Annotated in this window: 15 protein-coding genes; 6 read left to right on the top strand and 9 right to left on the bottom strand. The window is 55.2% G+C overall.

Annotation, left to right across the window (positions count from 1 at the left end; genetic code table 11):
• Nucleotides 1-1,065 (top strand): 2,3-butanediol dehydrogenase, encoded by a 1,065-nt coding sequence (locus ACT3UM_RS14010; protein ID WP_498899722.1) that lies wholly within the window; start codon nucleotides 1-3, stop codon nucleotides 1,063-1,065.
• 543 nt (nucleotides 1,066-1,608) lie between these two features.
• Nucleotides 1,609-2,205, top strand: a complete 597-nt coding sequence (locus ACT3UM_RS14005; protein ID WP_215093776.1) for an OmpW/AlkL family protein — start codon at nucleotides 1,609-1,611, stop codon at nucleotides 2,203-2,205.
• Between the two features lie 77 nt (nucleotides 2,206-2,282).
• On the opposite strand, the gene pepQ is transcribed toward ACT3UM_RS14005, so the two are convergent.
• From pepQ to ACT3UM_RS13970, 7 genes are all read right to left on the bottom strand, one after another.
• Nucleotides 2,283-3,581: a Xaa-Pro dipeptidase gene (gene pepQ / locus ACT3UM_RS14000; protein WP_498899719.1), complete on the bottom strand. Its 1,299-nt coding sequence runs from the start codon at nucleotides 3,579-3,581 to the stop codon at nucleotides 2,283-2,285.
• A gap of 58 nt (nucleotides 3,582-3,639) precedes the next feature.
• Nucleotides 3,640-4,551, bottom strand: a complete 912-nt coding sequence (locus tag ACT3UM_RS13995) for a LysR family transcriptional regulator (RefSeq protein ID WP_498899717.1) — start codon at nucleotides 4,549-4,551, stop codon at nucleotides 3,640-3,642.
• A 49-nt stretch (nucleotides 4,552-4,600) separates the two neighbouring features.
• Nucleotides 4,601-5,662, bottom strand: coding sequence for an ABC transporter ATP-binding protein (locus ACT3UM_RS13990; protein WP_498899715.1), 1,062 nt, complete (start codon nucleotides 5,660-5,662; stop codon nucleotides 4,601-4,603).
• The gene (locus ACT3UM_RS13985; protein ID WP_035579890.1) at nucleotides 5,659-6,675 is read right to left on the bottom strand and encodes an ABC transporter ATP-binding protein; all 1,017 of its coding nucleotides are present in this window, start codon (nucleotides 6,673-6,675) and stop codon (nucleotides 5,659-5,661) included. The genes ACT3UM_RS13990 and ACT3UM_RS13985 overlap by 4 nt, the downstream gene beginning before the upstream one ends.
• A gap of 7 nt (nucleotides 6,676-6,682) precedes the next feature.
• Nucleotides 6,683-7,636: an ABC transporter permease gene (locus tag ACT3UM_RS13980; protein ID WP_498899713.1), complete on the bottom strand. Its 954-nt coding sequence runs from the start codon at nucleotides 7,634-7,636 to the stop codon at nucleotides 6,683-6,685.
• Complete coding sequence (locus ACT3UM_RS13975; RefSeq protein ID WP_498899711.1) at nucleotides 7,633-8,682, bottom strand: ABC transporter permease; 1,050 nt, start codon at nucleotides 8,680-8,682, stop codon at nucleotides 7,633-7,635. Before ACT3UM_RS13975 ends, ACT3UM_RS13980 begins: the two co-directional genes overlap by 4 nt.
• Before the next feature lie 192 nt (nucleotides 8,683-8,874).
• Nucleotides 8,875-10,455, bottom strand: a complete 1,581-nt coding sequence (locus ACT3UM_RS13970) for an ABC transporter substrate-binding protein (RefSeq protein ID WP_498899709.1) — start codon at nucleotides 10,453-10,455, stop codon at nucleotides 8,875-8,877.
• A 299-nt stretch (nucleotides 10,456-10,754) separates the two neighbouring features.
• Here ACT3UM_RS13970 and ACT3UM_RS13965 point away from each other — a divergent pair, with 299 nt between their 5' ends.
• Nucleotides 10,755-11,294: a hypothetical protein gene (locus ACT3UM_RS13965; protein WP_498899707.1), complete on the top strand. Its 540-nt coding sequence runs from the start codon at nucleotides 10,755-10,757 to the stop codon at nucleotides 11,292-11,294.
• Between the two features lie 62 nt (nucleotides 11,295-11,356).
• Here the strand turns inward: ACT3UM_RS13965 and ACT3UM_RS13960 are convergent, their stop codons facing one another.
• A complete protein-coding gene (locus ACT3UM_RS13960; protein ID WP_498899705.1) occupies nucleotides 11,357-11,743 on the bottom strand; it encodes a glutaredoxin family protein in 387 nt (128 codons plus the stop codon).
• A 273-nt stretch (nucleotides 11,744-12,016) separates the two neighbouring features.
• Here ACT3UM_RS13960 and mpl point away from each other — a divergent pair, with 273 nt between their 5' ends.
• The 3 genes from mpl to ACT3UM_RS13945 are packed head-to-tail and all read left to right on the top strand — an operon-like array spanning nucleotide 12,017 to nucleotide 14,694.
• Nucleotides 12,017-13,426 carry a UDP-N-acetylmuramate:L-alanyl-gamma-D-glutamyl-meso-diaminopimelate ligase gene (mpl, locus tag ACT3UM_RS13955; protein WP_498899703.1) on the top strand — a complete coding sequence of 470 codons (1,410 nt, stop codon included), beginning with the start codon at nucleotides 12,017-12,019 and terminating at the stop codon, nucleotides 13,424-13,426.
• A complete protein-coding gene (locus ACT3UM_RS13950) occupies nucleotides 13,423-14,067 on the top strand; it encodes a flavin prenyltransferase UbiX (RefSeq protein WP_498899701.1) in 645 nt (214 codons plus the stop codon). Before mpl ends, ACT3UM_RS13950 begins: the two co-directional genes overlap by 4 nt.
• Before the next feature lie 3 nt (nucleotides 14,068-14,070).
• The gene (locus tag ACT3UM_RS13945; protein WP_498899699.1) at nucleotides 14,071-14,694 is read left to right on the top strand and encodes a LysE family translocator; all 624 of its coding nucleotides are present in this window, start codon (nucleotides 14,071-14,073) and stop codon (nucleotides 14,692-14,694) included.
• A 5-nt stretch (nucleotides 14,695-14,699) separates the two neighbouring features.
• On the opposite strand, the gene ACT3UM_RS13940 is transcribed toward ACT3UM_RS13945, so the two are convergent.
• The gene (locus tag ACT3UM_RS13940; protein WP_498899697.1) at nucleotides 14,700-16,097 is read right to left on the bottom strand and encodes a bifunctional DedA family/phosphatase PAP2 family protein; all 1,398 of its coding nucleotides are present in this window, start codon (nucleotides 16,095-16,097) and stop codon (nucleotides 14,700-14,702) included.
• Between the last annotated feature and the right edge of the window lies 1 nt (nucleotide 16,098).

The following is a 16,098-nucleotide window of genomic DNA, read 5'->3' as shown; positions in this document are numbered from 1 at the left end:
ATGAGTCAATCAAGCATGCAGGCAGCGGTTTGGTACGCGGCAAAAGATCTTCGCGTTGAGCAAGTCCCGGTTCCCATTATCAGCGACCCCCATGAAGTGAAGGTGAAAGTGGCTGCCTGTGGTATTTGCGGCAGTGATTTGCACGAGTATGCCGCCGGGCCGATTTTTATTCCGGTGGGCCAGCCGCACCCCATTAGCGGCGAACAGGCGCCGATCATCATGGGCCATGAGTTCGCTGGAGAAGTGGTAGAAATAGGCGAGAAAGTGACGCGGGTGAAGGTAGGCGACCGCGTCGCCATTGAACCGATTCTCTCGCCCAATCAAGACGGCGCTTACCAGATGGAGCGCTATAACCTGACGCCCATGCTGGGCTTTCATGGCCTCTCAGGCGGTGGCGGCGGCTTTTCCGAGTTCACCGTGATGGGGGAGCATATGGTGCATAAGCTGCCGGATGACCTGAGCTTCGAGCAGGGTGCACTGGTAGAACCCGCGGCGGTAGCGCTGCATGCGGTGCGCCAAAGCTGCCTGAAGGCAGGGGACAGTGCGGCGGTATTCGGCGCGGGGCCCATTGGGTTGATGACCATTGAAGCACTTAAGGCCGCAGGGGCAGCACGGATTTATGCCGTAGAGGTCGCGCCTTCACGCAAAGCCAAGGCCGAAGCGTTGGGGGCCATTGCGGTTGATCCGCAGCAGGAGGATGCGGTGGCAAAGATTCAATCACTGAGCGGTGGCGGCGTGGATGTGGCGTTTGAAGTGACTGGCATTCCCGCGGTGCTCAATCAGGCGCTGCACAGCACCCACGAAGGCGGCGAAGTGGTGGTGGTCAGTATCTGGGAAGGGGAGGCCAGCTTTCAGCCTAACGACTTGGTCATAAAAGAGCGCACCATGAAGGGCATTATCGCTTACCGCCATGTTTACCCAGCGGTAATGGCGTTAATGCAGCGGGGCTATTTCCGGGCCGAAGATATGGTCACCCAGCGTATTCCACTGGCAGACATCGTCGAGGAGGGGTTTGAGGCGCTGCTAAGCGACAAAGCGCAGGTAAAAATCATCGTGACACCTTAGCCACTTTGAGAATTGCCAAGCGCTAACGAACTCACATGATGCTTTGTGATGCACAAAGGCTGAAAATTGCGCAATGCTGGTGCAGTTTATTTGTTGCAGTGCGAGAAAGATGAATGTGAATCAAGCGATATTATATTAAACCATTGTTTTTTATATTTTTTTTAAAAAGTGGCACGCAGATCGCAATATATATGGCAAAGGGTGATTGAATAGAGAGGCCCAAGTCACTATCTAGCTTCTCTTCCTTCTTCATCCACGTTGTTACCCCTTGGTAGCAACACACCGAGTGAGCTGGCGTGCTCCACCTGGGTCCCCTTCGGGGGACTTTTTTTATGCCTGTATTTTATGTCTTAGTTTGATGTTTGAGCTTTATGACCGAGTTTTATAAATAAAAAAACTATCAGGACGCACTTTCTTATAACAATATTTCACAAGACATTTGGAAACAGTGTTCGTATACTACAGTCTGTATAGGAAAGTTGGATAGCAACTACCGCAATCCCCAAGCGCATGGAACTGCGCGCTGCATAGAGGATGACCCTGATGAGTAATATGAAACTGATTTCTGCCGCTGTTATCACCGCTAGCTTTGCTCTGGCAAGCCAGGCCGCTCTCGCCTACAACGCGGGTGACGTATTTGTTCGTGGTGGCGTAGCCCAAACGGATACGGGTTCAGGTAATGGCAATCTGAATGGTGATTCACTGAACGTGCAGAGCGCTCGCGGCTTCACCTTCGGTGCTGGTTACCTGTTTACCGATAAGGTGGGCGTTGAGCTCAACAGCTCTGAGAAATTTGAGCACGATCTGAACACCTCTGCTTTAGGCGATGTGGGCAGCGTAGATCGCCTGCCGATAAACCTTTTGGTGAACTATTACCCGATGGGTGGCCTGGATTCTAAAGTTCAGCCTTACGTAGGTGCTGGCCTTAACTACACACGCTTCTCTGGTGAGCCCAGTGGTGTGAACGTTGACGAAAGCTATGGCGCGATTGGCCAAGTGGGTGTTGATCTGGCCGTGACTGACAATATTATGCTTAACGGTTACGCCAGCTATGCTGACGTAAACGCAGACATCAATGTAGGCGGTGAAGTCGACATCGAACCTGTCACCATTGGCGGTGGTGTTACTTACCGCTTCTAAGTTTGATCTGATAGCCAGACACAATTCAACGCCCGGCCATGTGCCGGGCGTTGTTTTTTTGCGCTTGGAAAGAGAGCTTAGGGCGTGAGGTTCGCAAAACCACTTTCCGTCACTGCTATATTATCTTCAACACGAATACCGCCACAGGGCGTAAGTTGGTCGACAAGTTGCCAGTTGATGGGTAGGTCAGTATTGCGCAGCGGAGCGAGTAGCATATTGATAAAATACAGCCCAGGCTCGATGGTGACGACCATGCCTGGGCGCAGCGTGCGTGTCAGCCGTAGCGCTGGGTGCTGCTCTGGGGCAGGGGCGGGAGTGCCATCCGGGTGGCGTAACCCGGCCACATCGTGTACCTGAATGCCCAGCGAGTGACCCAGCCCATGGGGGCAGAATGCTCGTGTAACGCCTTCGGCCACCGCTTGTTCCGCGGAGCCTTTAAACAGGTCGTTAGCCACCAATATTTCACCTAGCTGCTGATGCATCTGCTCGTGGAGTGTCACAAAGCTAACCCCAGGCGCAACGCCTCTCACCAGTTCTTGCTTTAAACCCTGCATGGCGGTGACCAGTTCGCCAAACGCGACGGGGGCATCGGGGCCCGCATAGGTACGGGTAATATCGGCGCAGTACCCGCGAAAGCGGCGGCCCGCATCGACTAGCAAACTGTAGCGTTGTTTTGGCGCAGTAAGGTCGTAGTGTTGATAATGCAGCACGCCTGCGTGCTCATTTAAGCCAATAATGTTTTGGTAAGGCACGTTTGATTCGCGCTGACGGCTAGCCCCCAGGTACGCCAACTGAATATCCAGTTCAGCGGATGCACCAATAAAAGCGGCTTGCGCCGCCTGATGGCCTGCTATCGCTAAGCGGTTGGCTTCACGGAGACAGGCGATCTCATAGGGCGTTTTAAATAGCCGTAACTCATCAAGTGCCTTTATAACTGGCTCTGGCTGAATATCAGCCTTTGACGCCAGTTGGGCGCCGGAGGTGAGTCGCTCAATATCGCCAATAACGGCGGTATTGCCGGTCAGTGGGGGGGAGACTTTATCGCTGCATAGGTGAATATCAAACGCCGCTACCCAGGGCTCTTCAGGTGGGTGAGTGGGCAAGTGCCAAAAATCAGCGGGTGCATATAAGTAGAGCTGTGGGCGCTCTCCCGGCTGAATAACCAGCCAGCTATGCTGTACATCGGCTAACCCCACCCAGTGCATAAAGTGCCCATAGGTTTGAAAAGGCGGCGTATGGTCATCCGCAAAGTGGACGCTGGCGTGACCACTATAAATCGCCAGGCTATCCAGCTTGTGATCAGCCAAAATCTCCGTATAAGCACGCTGCAGGTGCGCTATATGATCGCGTTGCAAATTAAATAAGGTGGTTGACATATAAAGCTGTGCTCTCTGTTAAGTAAGCTTTCTCGTATTCGCTTTCTCAAACACGTGTTCAGGCACGTGGCGGAGTAAGCCCACTCCAGAAACCGTCGAGTTCAGCATGGTGATGGCTTTGGTGGCGGTATAACCGCAGCTCCATGGGTACATCCCAGCGGCTATCGCCTGCTCTTACCAGGGTGCCTTGAGCAAGCTCTGCGGCCACGTTGCGCTCAGGTAACCAGCTCATGCCATAGCCCAGTAGCACCAGCTCTTTAATACCCGCAGCGTAGAGGTTTTCACTCTGTGCGGTTAGAAAGGTGGTTTGCGGTAGCCTGGCTAAGTGTGCTTTCACCGCAGACCCCAACAACCCGCGCTTGGGATAGGCAAGCCAGGACAACGGCTGGGAGCGCGACCCTGGCAACAGCGCGCGGGGTTCTCCCTCTGGACTTAGCCCGGTCACTGGAATCAGTCGTTCATGCCCAATCACGCGATAGTTGCAGGCGCTGGTGTCGATATCCAAATCGCAACGTCCAATCGGCCAGTAACAAATTGCCAGGTCGCACTCGGCCCGCGCTAAGGCTTGAAAGTAGTCATTGGCCACCCAGCCGGTCGCCCGCAAATAGGGCTGCACGCGATCTTGCCAACCCGTAGAAGCCAGCCATTCAGGTAAAAAGTGCGGCAATAGACTCTGCGGTGCGGCGACCATAATACGTCGCTGCTGGCCTGCGTTAATCTCGCGTACCCGGTCACGGGTCAGCCGCACGCGCTCTGACACCTGTTCGCACAGGGTCAAAAATTCCTCTCCGGCCGGGGTGAGCGAGAGCGGCAGCGTTTGACGATTAATCAGCGTTACGCCCATCTCTTCCTCAAGCAGTTTAATCCGCCGGGAGAAGGTGGGCTGGGTAACATGTTGATCATCTGCTGCGCGGGAGAAGTGCCGCGTCCTGGCCAGGGCAATAAAATCTTCTAGCCAGCGAATTTCCATGCTTTACCTCTCAGCGCCTGGGTTCGCTGTGTTGAATACGACGTCCGCTTCATAGGCGTCCCTCCTCAACAGCGTGGCACGCAACACGGGTTCCGTCATCCTGGGTTTGCAGCAAGGGGATCTCTTGCTTGCAGCGTGAGTTGGCATAGGGGCAGCGGCCATGGAACACACAGCCGCTGGGTAGATTAACCGGGGTCGGCACTTCGCCGGTTAGCCGGATATGCTGGGGGCGGTCGTCCTTCAAGCGCGGAATCGCCGAGAGCAGCGCCTGGGTATAGGGGTGGCGCGGCTTTTCAAACAGCGTTGCCGTGGTAGCAATTTCACACACCGTGCCTAAGTACATCACTGCCACGCGGGTACCAAAGTGCTCCACGACGGCTAGATCGTGAGTGATAAACAGATAGGTCAGGTTGCGCTCTTGCTGGGCTTCCATGAGCAGGTTGAGCACCTGGGCTTGAATGGAGACGTCCAGTGCGGAAATGGGCTCATCGGCAACGATAAACTCCGGGTCGACGGCTAGTGCACGGGCAATGGCAATACGCTGGCGCTGGCCGCCGGAGAACTCGTGGCCAAAACGCTTACCCCAGTCCGGATCGATACCCACCGAGCGCATTACCTCTTCAACCTTGTCGAGAATCTGCGGCCGCTTCCAGTCAGGGTGGTGCAGACGCAGCGGCTCTTCCAGGGTTTGCTGAATCGTCATGCGCGGGTTGAGCGATGCATAGGGGTTCTGGAAGATCATCTGCATGCGCTTGCGATAGGGCAGCAGCTGGCGGGAGCTTAAGTTATCAATGCGGTTGCCGTCGTAGCGTACCTCCCCTTCAGAGGGGGTTAGCAGCCCCATCACAGTGCGTGCCACGGTGGACTTACCGCAGCCTGACTCGCCCACCACACACAGTGCTTCGCCGCGTTTGATGTCCAGGTTGACGCCGTTAATGGCGTGAACGTGCTCCTGGTGGCGTACCAGTTTACCGCCCTTAAAGCGCAGCTGATCTAGAAAATCCCCAGAGAGAGAAAAACGCTTTTTAAGATCGCGAATCTGCAGCAGCGAATCAGCGCTCTCTTCATTCTGTGTGTGAGGAGCGTTAAGCGTTTCTGCCTGTGCACTCATAAGGTTTCCTCTTTCAAACGGCGATCTTCGAGCATTTCAGCGACCATATGACACGCCACACGGCAGTTACCCGATTCAACAAATTCAGGCACCTGCTGGGTGCAGGCGGGGCGGGGCTGACCATCGGCACGATTGATGAAATCGCAGCGCGGATGAAAGGCGCAGCCGCTGGGGAGGTTGGAGAGCGACGGCATGCTGCCGCGAATCTGATTGAGCCTTTCGCCCGGCGTTGCCATTTGCGGCAGGGCGTTGATTAACCCCTGGGTATAGGGGTGCTGCGGGTCGTTAATAATTTCCCGGGTTGGGCCTTGCTCAATGACTCGACCGGCGTACATGACCAGCATGCGCTGGGTGACCTGGCTGACCACGCCCAGGTCGTGGGTGATCAGAATTAGCCCCACATTATGCTGTTCGCAAAGGTCGAGCAGCAGCGCCATGATTTCGGCCTGAATCGTCACGTCGAGTGCCGTGGTGGGCTCGTCGGCGATAATAATGTCCGGGTCGAGCAGCAGCGCAATGGCGATAATAATCCGCTGGCGCATACCGCCTGAAAGCTCGTGAGGGTACTGATCCAAGCGTGTATCCGGCGAGGGGATTTGCACCTGACGCAGCTTGTCCAGGGCAATCGCGCGAGCCTCTTTGGAAGAGATGCGTCGGTGCGCTTTTAAGCACTCGACCATCTGCTCGCCAATGGAGAGCACCGGATTCAGCGTCATCATTGGGTCTTGAAATATCATCGAAACGCGATTGCCGCGTACTTTTCGCAGGCCACGTTCAGACATGCGGTTAAGCACCTGACCGTCAAACGTCACCGTGCCACCAGCGATAAAGCCCGGTTTGGCAATCAGGTTGAGTAGCGAGAACGCGGCGACGGATTTACCCGCGCCGGACTCACCGACAATGCCCAGGCGCTCACCACGCTCAAGGCTGAAACTAATATCGCGTAGGGCGTGTACGTCACCCTGGCGCAGCGCAAAACGGACATCGAGGTTGTTGACTTCAAGTAGTGCCATGGTGTCCTCAGCCTTTATAGAGTCGTGGGTTCATGACATCACGCAGCCAATCGCCGAGTAGATTGATCGACAGCACCAGCACCACCAGTACGGCACCTGGAATCAAGGTGATCCACCAGGAGCCGGACTGGATATAGTCAAAGCCCGATTTGATCAGGGAGCCCAGCGACGGATGCGTCTCTGGCATGCCCAGCCCCAAAAACGACAGTGCCGCTTCAGAGATAATCGCGTTGGCGATCTGCACAGTAGAGATAACGAAGATGGGTGACATGGTGTTGGGTAGCACGTGGCGGAACATAATTCGCTTGCTGCGTAGCCCCATCACCCGGGCGGCGTCAACGTACTCTTTATTTTTCTCTGCCAGCACCGAGGCGCGCACGGTGCGCGCATATTGGGGCCATTCGGCCAATCCAATAATCAGGATCAGCATCATTACCGCGTACTGGCTATAGAAGGCGCTGCCCATGGTTGCTTTGACCAGAGCGCCCACCACGATGGCGACCATTAGCGTCGAAAATGACAGCTGAATATCCGCCAGACGCATCAAAATAGAATCAACGCGTCCGCCCAGGTAGCCTGCCATCAGGCCGAAGGTGACCCCCAGCAGGGCTTGCAAGATGACGGCGCCGAAGCCGATGAGTAGAGAAACACGGGTGCCATACAGTACCACTGACAACAAATCACGGCCCTGAGCGTCGGTACCCAGGGCGAAGCGTTCGTCGGCGCCGCTGATCCAGAAGGGCGGCAGCTCGGATGACATGATGTCGATCTGTGAGAGGTCATAAGGGTTCGTGGGCGCCAGCAGCGGTGAGGCAAAAGCCGCGATCACCATGCAGATAAACACGGCCAGGCAGAGCTGGGCAGTGTAATCACGTTTAAAGCTGTACCACATATAAGAGTCGCGCAGGCGTGCCCAGCGGCTGGGGGTAGCGCTCGCGGGGGAATTCGTTGTCGTACTCATGCGGGCTTCCCTGTCAGTTTAACGGTGGGATTCACGAAACCGTAGATCAGATCCACAATCGTATTGGTGACCACAAAAATAACCCCGACAATCATCAGGTAGGTCACAATCAGCGGGATATCGGCGCGGTTGATCGCGTCCAGGAACATCAATCCCATGCCCGGCCATTGGAAAACGGTTTCGGTCAAAATGGTGTACGCCACCATAGTGCCGATCTGCACGCCGCCGACGGTAATGACTGGCAACATGGTGTTCTTGAGGGCGTGAACGAAATACACCCGGCGCATTGAGATGCCTTTAGCGCGGGCGTATTTCACATACTCCGACTGGAGTACTTCCATCATTTCGGCACGAATCAAGCGAATAAACAGCGGTAACATAATGGAGGCCAATGAAACCGCTGGTAGCACTAGATGCTGTAAACCGTTCCAGGTGGCGAGGTTGGTATCCCAGTGACCCACCACGTTAACAAGGTCATAGCCTCGGCCGAAGGAAGGCATACTGCCTTCGGTAGAGAAGAAATCATTCAGCCACGCACCCCAGCCGGTACTTCCAGGAAATAGCGTCACGGTGACGCCTATGGCAAAAATTTGAATCAGTACGATAGCGGTCAAAAACACCGGAATCGAGATGCCGACAATTGACACACCCATAAATAGTCGCGATATAGGCGAGCGCGGTTTGATGGCGCTATATACCCCTATGGGGACTGAAAAAAGCACAATAATCAGCGTCGAGGCGAATACCAGTTCCAGGGTGGCGGGTAGATGGCGAGCAATCACTTCTAACGCTGGTTCACGGTAGAAATACGAATTGCCAAAATCGCCTTGCACTGCGTTTTTGGCAAAACGAACGTATTGGACCAGGAAGGAGTCATTTAGGCCCAGGCGCTCGCGAAGGGCTTCACGTTCGCTTTCCGGCACTGACTGGCCGACCATCTGCTGTACGGGGTCACCCAGGTTGTCCTGAATGGCGAAGGCCAGCACGCTGATGACAAACATCACCAAAATCGCGTGCATCAGCCGCTTGATTAAAAAGGCAATCATGGCGTACGCCACCTATGTGAAGGGTTCATCAAAGGGAGTAGGGGCATGTTATGCAGAGCTCTTACAGTCGCGAACCGCCAAATAAAAGACTTCGCCCCCTAAATACTTAGGGAGCGAAGCATCCTTGCGGATCACTCTTTTACCGTTAACTCTTAGCTAGTTAAGGCTGCAGTGACTCTTTTGATTTAATGCTTAGTCGTCACTGCGATTAATCACCAAGTCACCCAGGTAGGGGAAGTCAATGGCATTAACCACCGGCTCAATCTCAACACCATCGGCGGCGGCGTAGGCAAGGTTCTGCCAGTGCAGCATGATGAAACCAGTGTCTTCATAGAGCATGGCTTCGGCTTCGCGCAGCATTTCGTTGCGTTTTTCCAGGTCGGTTTCGCTATCAGCTTCGGTGACGAGTGCGTCAATCTCTTCATTGCAGTAGCCACCGTAGTTGTACTGGCCAGCACCAGTCTCTTCATCGAAGCAGAAAGAGAGATACTGGAAGAAGTTAGCGGTGTCTTCGGTGTCAGCGTGCCAGCCGATCATCGCCATATCGGATTGGCGGGTATCGTACTCCGGCCAGTACTGCGCTAGCGGCATGGTACGCAGATCAACGTCAATATTGATCTGTGCCAGCATATTGGCGACCGCTTGGGCAATCTGAGCATCGTTCACGTAACGGTTGTTGGGGGCGATCATCTCAACGCTGAAGCCCTCTTCGTAGCCCGCTTCGGCCATCAGTTCCTTGGCGCGCTCAATGTCGTAGCGCGGCACTAGATCTGGGTTGTGGCCTGAGTAACCCTCCGGTGAGAACTGTCCCGCCGGGTTAGCAAAGCCACGCATGAGACGGTCGGCAATGCCTTCCTGATTAATGGCCAAATCCACTGCTTGGCGAACCCGGGCATCCTGGAAGGCTTCGACGCGCTCTTCGTTCATTTGGAAGCCAATGATGCGTGTGCCGTCAATCTCGACCAGATTGACGCCGTCGGCTTCGCGTACGCGATCCAAGTCGTTGGGCGGTACGGCATCAATAAAGTCGACACCGCCGGAGAGCAGCGCGGCAACCCGTGAGGCGTTCTCAGCGATAGGCGTCAGCACAATGCTGGACACATTGCCTTCAGTTTCGGTATCCCAGTAATCTTCAAAGCGTTCAAAATCTACCCGGACACCCTGACGGCGGTCAGTGACAACGAATGGGCCGGTGCCAGAAACATTACGCGAAGCATAGGAGTTGCCCGCTTTAACAATTTCCGCTTTGTCGTTGCCGCTGTCGGTTTCGCCGCTATAGAACTCGCTATCCATCGGGAAGATGTAGGTAGCCAGGTTAAGTAGCAGCGGGTAAGGTTCGGTGGTGACGATCTCAATGGTGTAGTCGTCAACGGCTTCGGCGCTGGCAACCGGCTCAAAAATAGCGCGGTAGTCAGGGCTCTCTTTTAGACGCTCAATGGTCCATACCACGTCTTTGGCGGTGAATTCGTTACCTGAGTGGAAGGTAACGCCTTCGCGCAAGGTCATGCGCATGGTGGTTTCGTCTACCTGCTCCCACTTGGTGGCTAGGCGCGGCTCAAACTGAAAATCTTTTGTCCAGCGTACCAGCGGATCAAACGCTAGATGAGAAAAGCGCAGCATGCCGCCAGAAAGCTGCTCGTGGATATCAAGGGTTTCAGGGTCAGCGGCGTAGCCAATGCGCAGGGTTTCAGCACTTGCGGTCATCGGCAGTAATGTCGTACCTGCCACCACTGCACCAACAACGGAAGCCAGTATGGTTTTCTTGAGCGTCATTATCGTTCCCTTAGGTCATTGTTTATTGTTCGTTTTACCGTCAATTACCTGACTAAAAGTACCCTTACAATCAGGCAAGCGTCAGCAAAACAGACACGGTCAGTTGGTAAGCTCTATTTACAACACAAGCATACAACCTAGGCTTACAACATAGAGAGTGCCTATCGCGTCATACAATCGAAATAATGACAGGCATCATTCGTCTGCTGAATGATGGGGCTAAGAGCGGCACGCTGCTGGCTTTGTTTAAGACGAAAGTCGTAAGCAAAAAGCTGCGCATAACAGGACGGAAAAGCATTATGTGGAGACAAGTTGGGGTAGCGCTGTTGGCTGCTTGGCTACCTACAAGTGGTTTTGCCAACGAGATAAGTGGTTCTGAGCCCAGTACTTCTGAGCACGCGGCGCCTGAAGTCACAGGATTGCTGGATGGTGAGCGACGCGAGTGGTTTATTTTGAGTCATGGCAATGACTCCAATGCATCCTTCGTTGAACTGGGCGACGATATCAATATTGATATCACGGGCTCAGTTGATGATGAGGCTTGGGAAGGCGAAGAGGCGCTCTCGATTAGCCTGACCATGAACGAAGAGCAGTTGATCAATGCGGTTGTTATCTATTCTATTGGCGCTTCTATTGCCCCGCCGCTGTACACCTCCGAAGGCGGCGAAGTGTCCGTAACGCTGACGCGCTATGAACGCACCAGCCAAACGGTGCACGTGGCGGGCAAAATAGAAGGGATACTGGCGTTGCAAATTGAGCTAGGTGAATCGCCAAGCCAGGCAGAGGGCATCGAGATTGATGTAGCGTTCGATGTAGAAGCGCAAAAAATAGAGTTTTAATCCAGCAGGCCGGTTTTTGCCGACCTGTTGAAAGCACTTAGCCGCCAGTCTTCGTACAAAGCTTAGCCAAACTGCTGGTGTAACCAAGCATTAATGGTGTCCGATTCGTACATCCACTCTTCACGCCCATCGTCGTGGGTGATTTTCAAGCAGGGCACTTTGACTTTACCACCCCCTTCCTGCAGCGCCTGCTTATGCGCAGGGTCAAGCTGGGCATCGCGTCGTTCAATGTTCAGGCCTAAGCGTGCCATTTCTTTGCGCACCTTGATGCAAAAAGGGCAGGTGCGAAATTGGTATAGCGCTAGCTTCTGGCAGGCTTTATCCACGTTAGCTTGCTCTTCAGGCGTACGCTCTACGGACTTGGGCGTGGAGAGCTTCTCGGAGATCAGCATGACCGGGGCAAGCACTAGGCGAAGACCACGGAAAAAATAGCGAATTAAAACGCGCATCGAAAGACTCCTTTGCTGATGTGTCGGCTTACACCAGCGTGACGAGTGGGCAGGCAGAGATAGCCATAACTGATAAACAGTGGCCGCATCCTGCAACAACTGAAAGGATTTGTCACTTGAGGGGCGTTTTGCCAGCGTTTATAGCGATGAGGTGATGAGCAAATAGCGTCAACATGCTAGGCTGCTTAGCTATTTTTAAACCATCTGGCTATTTTTACGCCATTTTTTGGCTTTTAGTAACTTAGTTTACGGGCGATTAACGGGGCGAGAGCCATGCATCTGCATATTATGGGTATCTGTGGCACCTTTATGGGTAGCCTGGCACTGCTGGCGCGAGAAATGGGGCACCAGGTGAGTGGCTCCGATCAGAATGTGTACCCACCGATGAGCACCCAATTGGCTGATGCGGGCATCACCTTAATGCAGGGCTACCATGCCGAGCATCTGTCTCCATCGCCGGATCTTGTAGTGGTGGGCAATGCGCTGTCACGGGGCAATGACGAGGTTGAAGCGCTACTCAATAGCGGCTTGCCGTATACCTCGGGTGCGCAGTGGTTGGCAGAACACGTGTTGCCCGGTCGGCGGGTGATTGCTGTGGCAGGCACCCACGGCAAAACCACCACCGCGAGCGTATTGGCTTGGCTGTTAGAAAGTGCCGGGCTAGCCCCAGGGTTCTTAATCGGCGGCGTGCCACGTAATTTTGGCGTGTCAGCGCGTTTGGGTGATCCGCAAGCGCCGTTTGTGGTGGAGGCCGATGAGTACGACACCGCCTTCTTCGATAAACGTTCCAAGTTCGTTCACTACCGCCCGCATATCGCCATCCTCAACAACCTTGAGTTTGACCACGCCGATATCTTTCCCGACCTGGCGGCTATTGAGCGCCAGTTCCACCACCTGGTGCGAACTGTGCCCAGCCAGGGCCACTTGCTAGTCGCCGATCAGCAGCCCGCGCTTGAGCGTGTATTAGAGCAGGGCGTTTGGACGCCGGTAGTCCACTTTGGTGACCAGGACACGTCCGAATGGCAGCTTAAGCTAGAGCGCGCCGACGCCAGTCGCTTCCAAGTCATTTATAGCGGTGATAAGCAGGGCCTGGCGGTGAGTAGTCAAGAGCAAGATGGGGTCGTTGAGTGGCCACTCACTGGCGAGCACAACGCGCGCAATGCCCTGGCAGCGCTGGCAGCGGCGCATTTGTGTGGGGTTGATCTAGTCCGTGGCTGTGCGGCGCTGGCGCGTTTTGAAACGCCCAGGAGACGTCAGGAAGTACGTGGTGAGATTAATGGCATCCAGGTCATCGATGATTTCGCCCATCACCCCACGGCGATTGCCGCGACGCTCAAAGGTCTACGTGCAGCTACTACTAAAGGTCGCCTGCTGGCGGTGATTGAGCCGCGATCTAACACCATGCGTTTAGGCGCGCTGCGCGAGCGGTTAATTGAAAGCGTGGCTGACGCTGATGGCGTGTTTTGGTTTCAGCCCGCCGGGCTTGACTGGTCGATGGACGAGCTGGTCGCCACCCAGGGTGCGCATGCCCAGCTGTTTAGCGATATTGATGCGCTGGTGGCCGCTGTGGTCGCTCAAGCGTCACCTTTGGATCGTATTGTGGTGATGTCCAACGGCGGTTTTGAGGGGGTGCATGAACGCTTGCTCGCCGCATTAGCAGCAGCCAAGGAGGGGGAAACGTGACAGCTAGCGCCGACACCGCATTCAAAAAACCGATTACCGTGGCGCTCACTGGCGCGTCGGGGGCGCAATACGGTTTGCGCTTGATCGATGTATTAGTCGCCGCTGGGCATGAAGTGTGGGTCATGATTTCGAAAGCCGCACACATGGTCATTGCCACTGAAACAAATATTGAGCTGCCCGCGCAGCCCCAGCGCTTAGCCGAGGCGCTGAGTGAGCGCAGTGGGGCGCGACCAGGTCAGATTCGTTGCTTTGGCCGCGAGGACTGGATGGCGCCGGTGGCGTCAGGCTCTGGTGCCCCCTCTGCCATGGTGGTGTGTCCATGCTCTACCGGCACGCTTTCTGCCGTGGCAACGGGGGCCAGCAATAACCTGATTGAGCGGGCGGCAGATGTGGCGATTAAAGAGCGCCGCACGCTGGTGCTGGTGCCGCGAGAAAGCCCGTTTTCGCCAATTCACTTGGAACACATGCTGGCATTGAGCCGTTTGGGTGTTGTGATTCTGCCCGCTGCACCTGGGTTTTATCACTGCCCACAAAGCATTGATGATCTGATTGATTTTATTGTCGCGCGTATCCTCAACCAGCTAGGCATTGAGCACTCGCTGGTTCCTCGCTGGGGTGAGGTCGCAAACAAGGATGACTGATCTATGATGTCGTGGGCTACGCTTTCGGTTTTTGTGCCAACGTTTCTGTTTGTTTCGCTAACCCCCGGTATGTGCATGACGCTCGCCATGGTGCTGGGCATGACCCAAGGCGTTAAACGTACCCTGTGGATGATGATGGGCGAGCTGCTCGGCGTTGGCCTGGTGGCGGCGGCCGCTGGCGCAGGCGTGGCGGCGTTAATGCTGCGCCAGCCCGAGCTGTTTGTGCTGTTTAAGTGGGTGGGCGGCGCTTACCTGGGTTATTTAGGTATTATGATGTGGCGCTCACGTGGGCGCATGGCGATTCCCAGCGAACTTGATGCGGGCCCTCCCGCCAGCCCGCTGCAGCTAGCCATGCAAGGGTTTGTTACCGCAGTGGCAAACCCCAAAGGGTGGGCATTTTTTATGGTGCTGTTGCCGCCCTTTTTGGATAGCAGCCGCCCATTGCCAGGACAGCTTAGCCTACTCATCGCGGTCATCTTAACCATTGAGTTTGCCAGCATGCTGGTCTACGCCACTGGCGGCAAAACGCTGCGCGGTGTGCTCGGCAAAAGTGGCAATGTACGCTTGCTCAATCGTATCGCGGGTACATTGATGATTGGCGTTGGTTTGTGGCTGGCGCTCGGTTAGTGCTTTTAAACCGGCGGCAAGAGGCTCACGCGGGCGCTAATCAGCACCAGCGAGGCGACGCTGAGTAGAAGCCAAGGGCAGGGGCGCATTGAAGGGCGAGGCTGTTGCTGCCAGTGCAGCAGCGTCAGTGCGCAGACGACCAGACCCAGTAGCGCACCGCCCACCAGGTCACTGAGCCAGTGCACGCCCACTATCAGTCTTGATAGTGCCATGGGCAGGGCAAGGGCTAGCGCAATCCAGTAAACCCAAAAACGTTTTTGCCGGGGTATCTCGGCAGCAACGAATGCTGCGGTTAGGCCAAATAACACCACGGCAGTTGAGGTGTGGGCGCTGGGGTAGGAGAACGACCCTGTCAGGTAGTCCGGTGTGTCTGGGCGAGCGCGCCCAAACAGTGCTTTGCCGATAATGTTCAGCAGGGCAATGCCAGCAAAGGCACTACACCAGTGCAGCAAAGCCGCCCATCTTTTCGTCATCAGCATCCATGCCATCCAGGGGAGTATTAAGGCGATAATGCCCAGGGTGTCGCCGAGGCGCGCAAAAATATCCCCCACTAGGTAACTGACATCACTCTGCAGCTGGGTGAATAATTGCTGAATCAGCAGATCCATTTCCAGCGGGCCATCGTGGGCAATGACTAGCAGAGTCCAGCCCGACAGGCTGCCTAGCGCGATTATCAGCAGCAATAGTGAGGCCAACGGAACATCACCGCTTTGGCTCATAGCTAGCCATGGTCTGCGTAGCAGCGGAACACGGCGAATGCTGCCGGCAATTGCCCGGTAAAGTCGGCCATGCCGTGTCGCCTGGTGTCTGCCCCAGGAAAAAATGACCGCGAGCACGACAATGATCGCGGCAAGGGTCAGTAATGCCGCCTCTAAGCCTGGCGGAAGGTTTAAATGGTGCTGCCAGGTACGGCCCAGCAAATAGCCGGGCAGCACATAAGCAGGAGCCCACAGTGCTGCAGAGGTGACGTTGGCCCAAACAAAGGTCCGTGGTGACATCCGCATCATGCCGGCTACCAGCGGAATAATGGGCCGCACTGGGCCGACAAATCGGCCGATAAACACTGACCATATGCCGTAGCGTTCAAAGAATCGCGCCCCGCGGCCTAACCATTCGGGATGCTGCGAAAGCGGCCAGCGTTGGGTGACCTGATCGCGGTGCTTAAAACCCAGCGAAAAACTGATCCCATCCCCTAAAATTGCGCCGAAAAACGCCGCGCCGATTAACCACGCCAAGCCAATATCCTGGTGTCCTGCCAGTGAGGCGGCGGTCGTGATTAACACGACCCCAGGTACCAGTAAGCCCACTAGGGCAAGTGATTCTACCAGTGCAATCACCAATACCAGGCAGACGATTAGTGGAGGTGATGGCGTTAAGGAGTGGAACATATCGGCTAGCGGCACT

The organism is Halomonas sp. AOP13-D3-9 (assembly GCF_052379125.1).
Lineage (GTDB): Bacteria > Pseudomonadota > Gammaproteobacteria > Pseudomonadales > Halomonadaceae > Vreelandella.
Note: the sequence above shows the minus strand (reverse complement) of the source record. Positions and strands in the feature narration are given on the sequence as shown.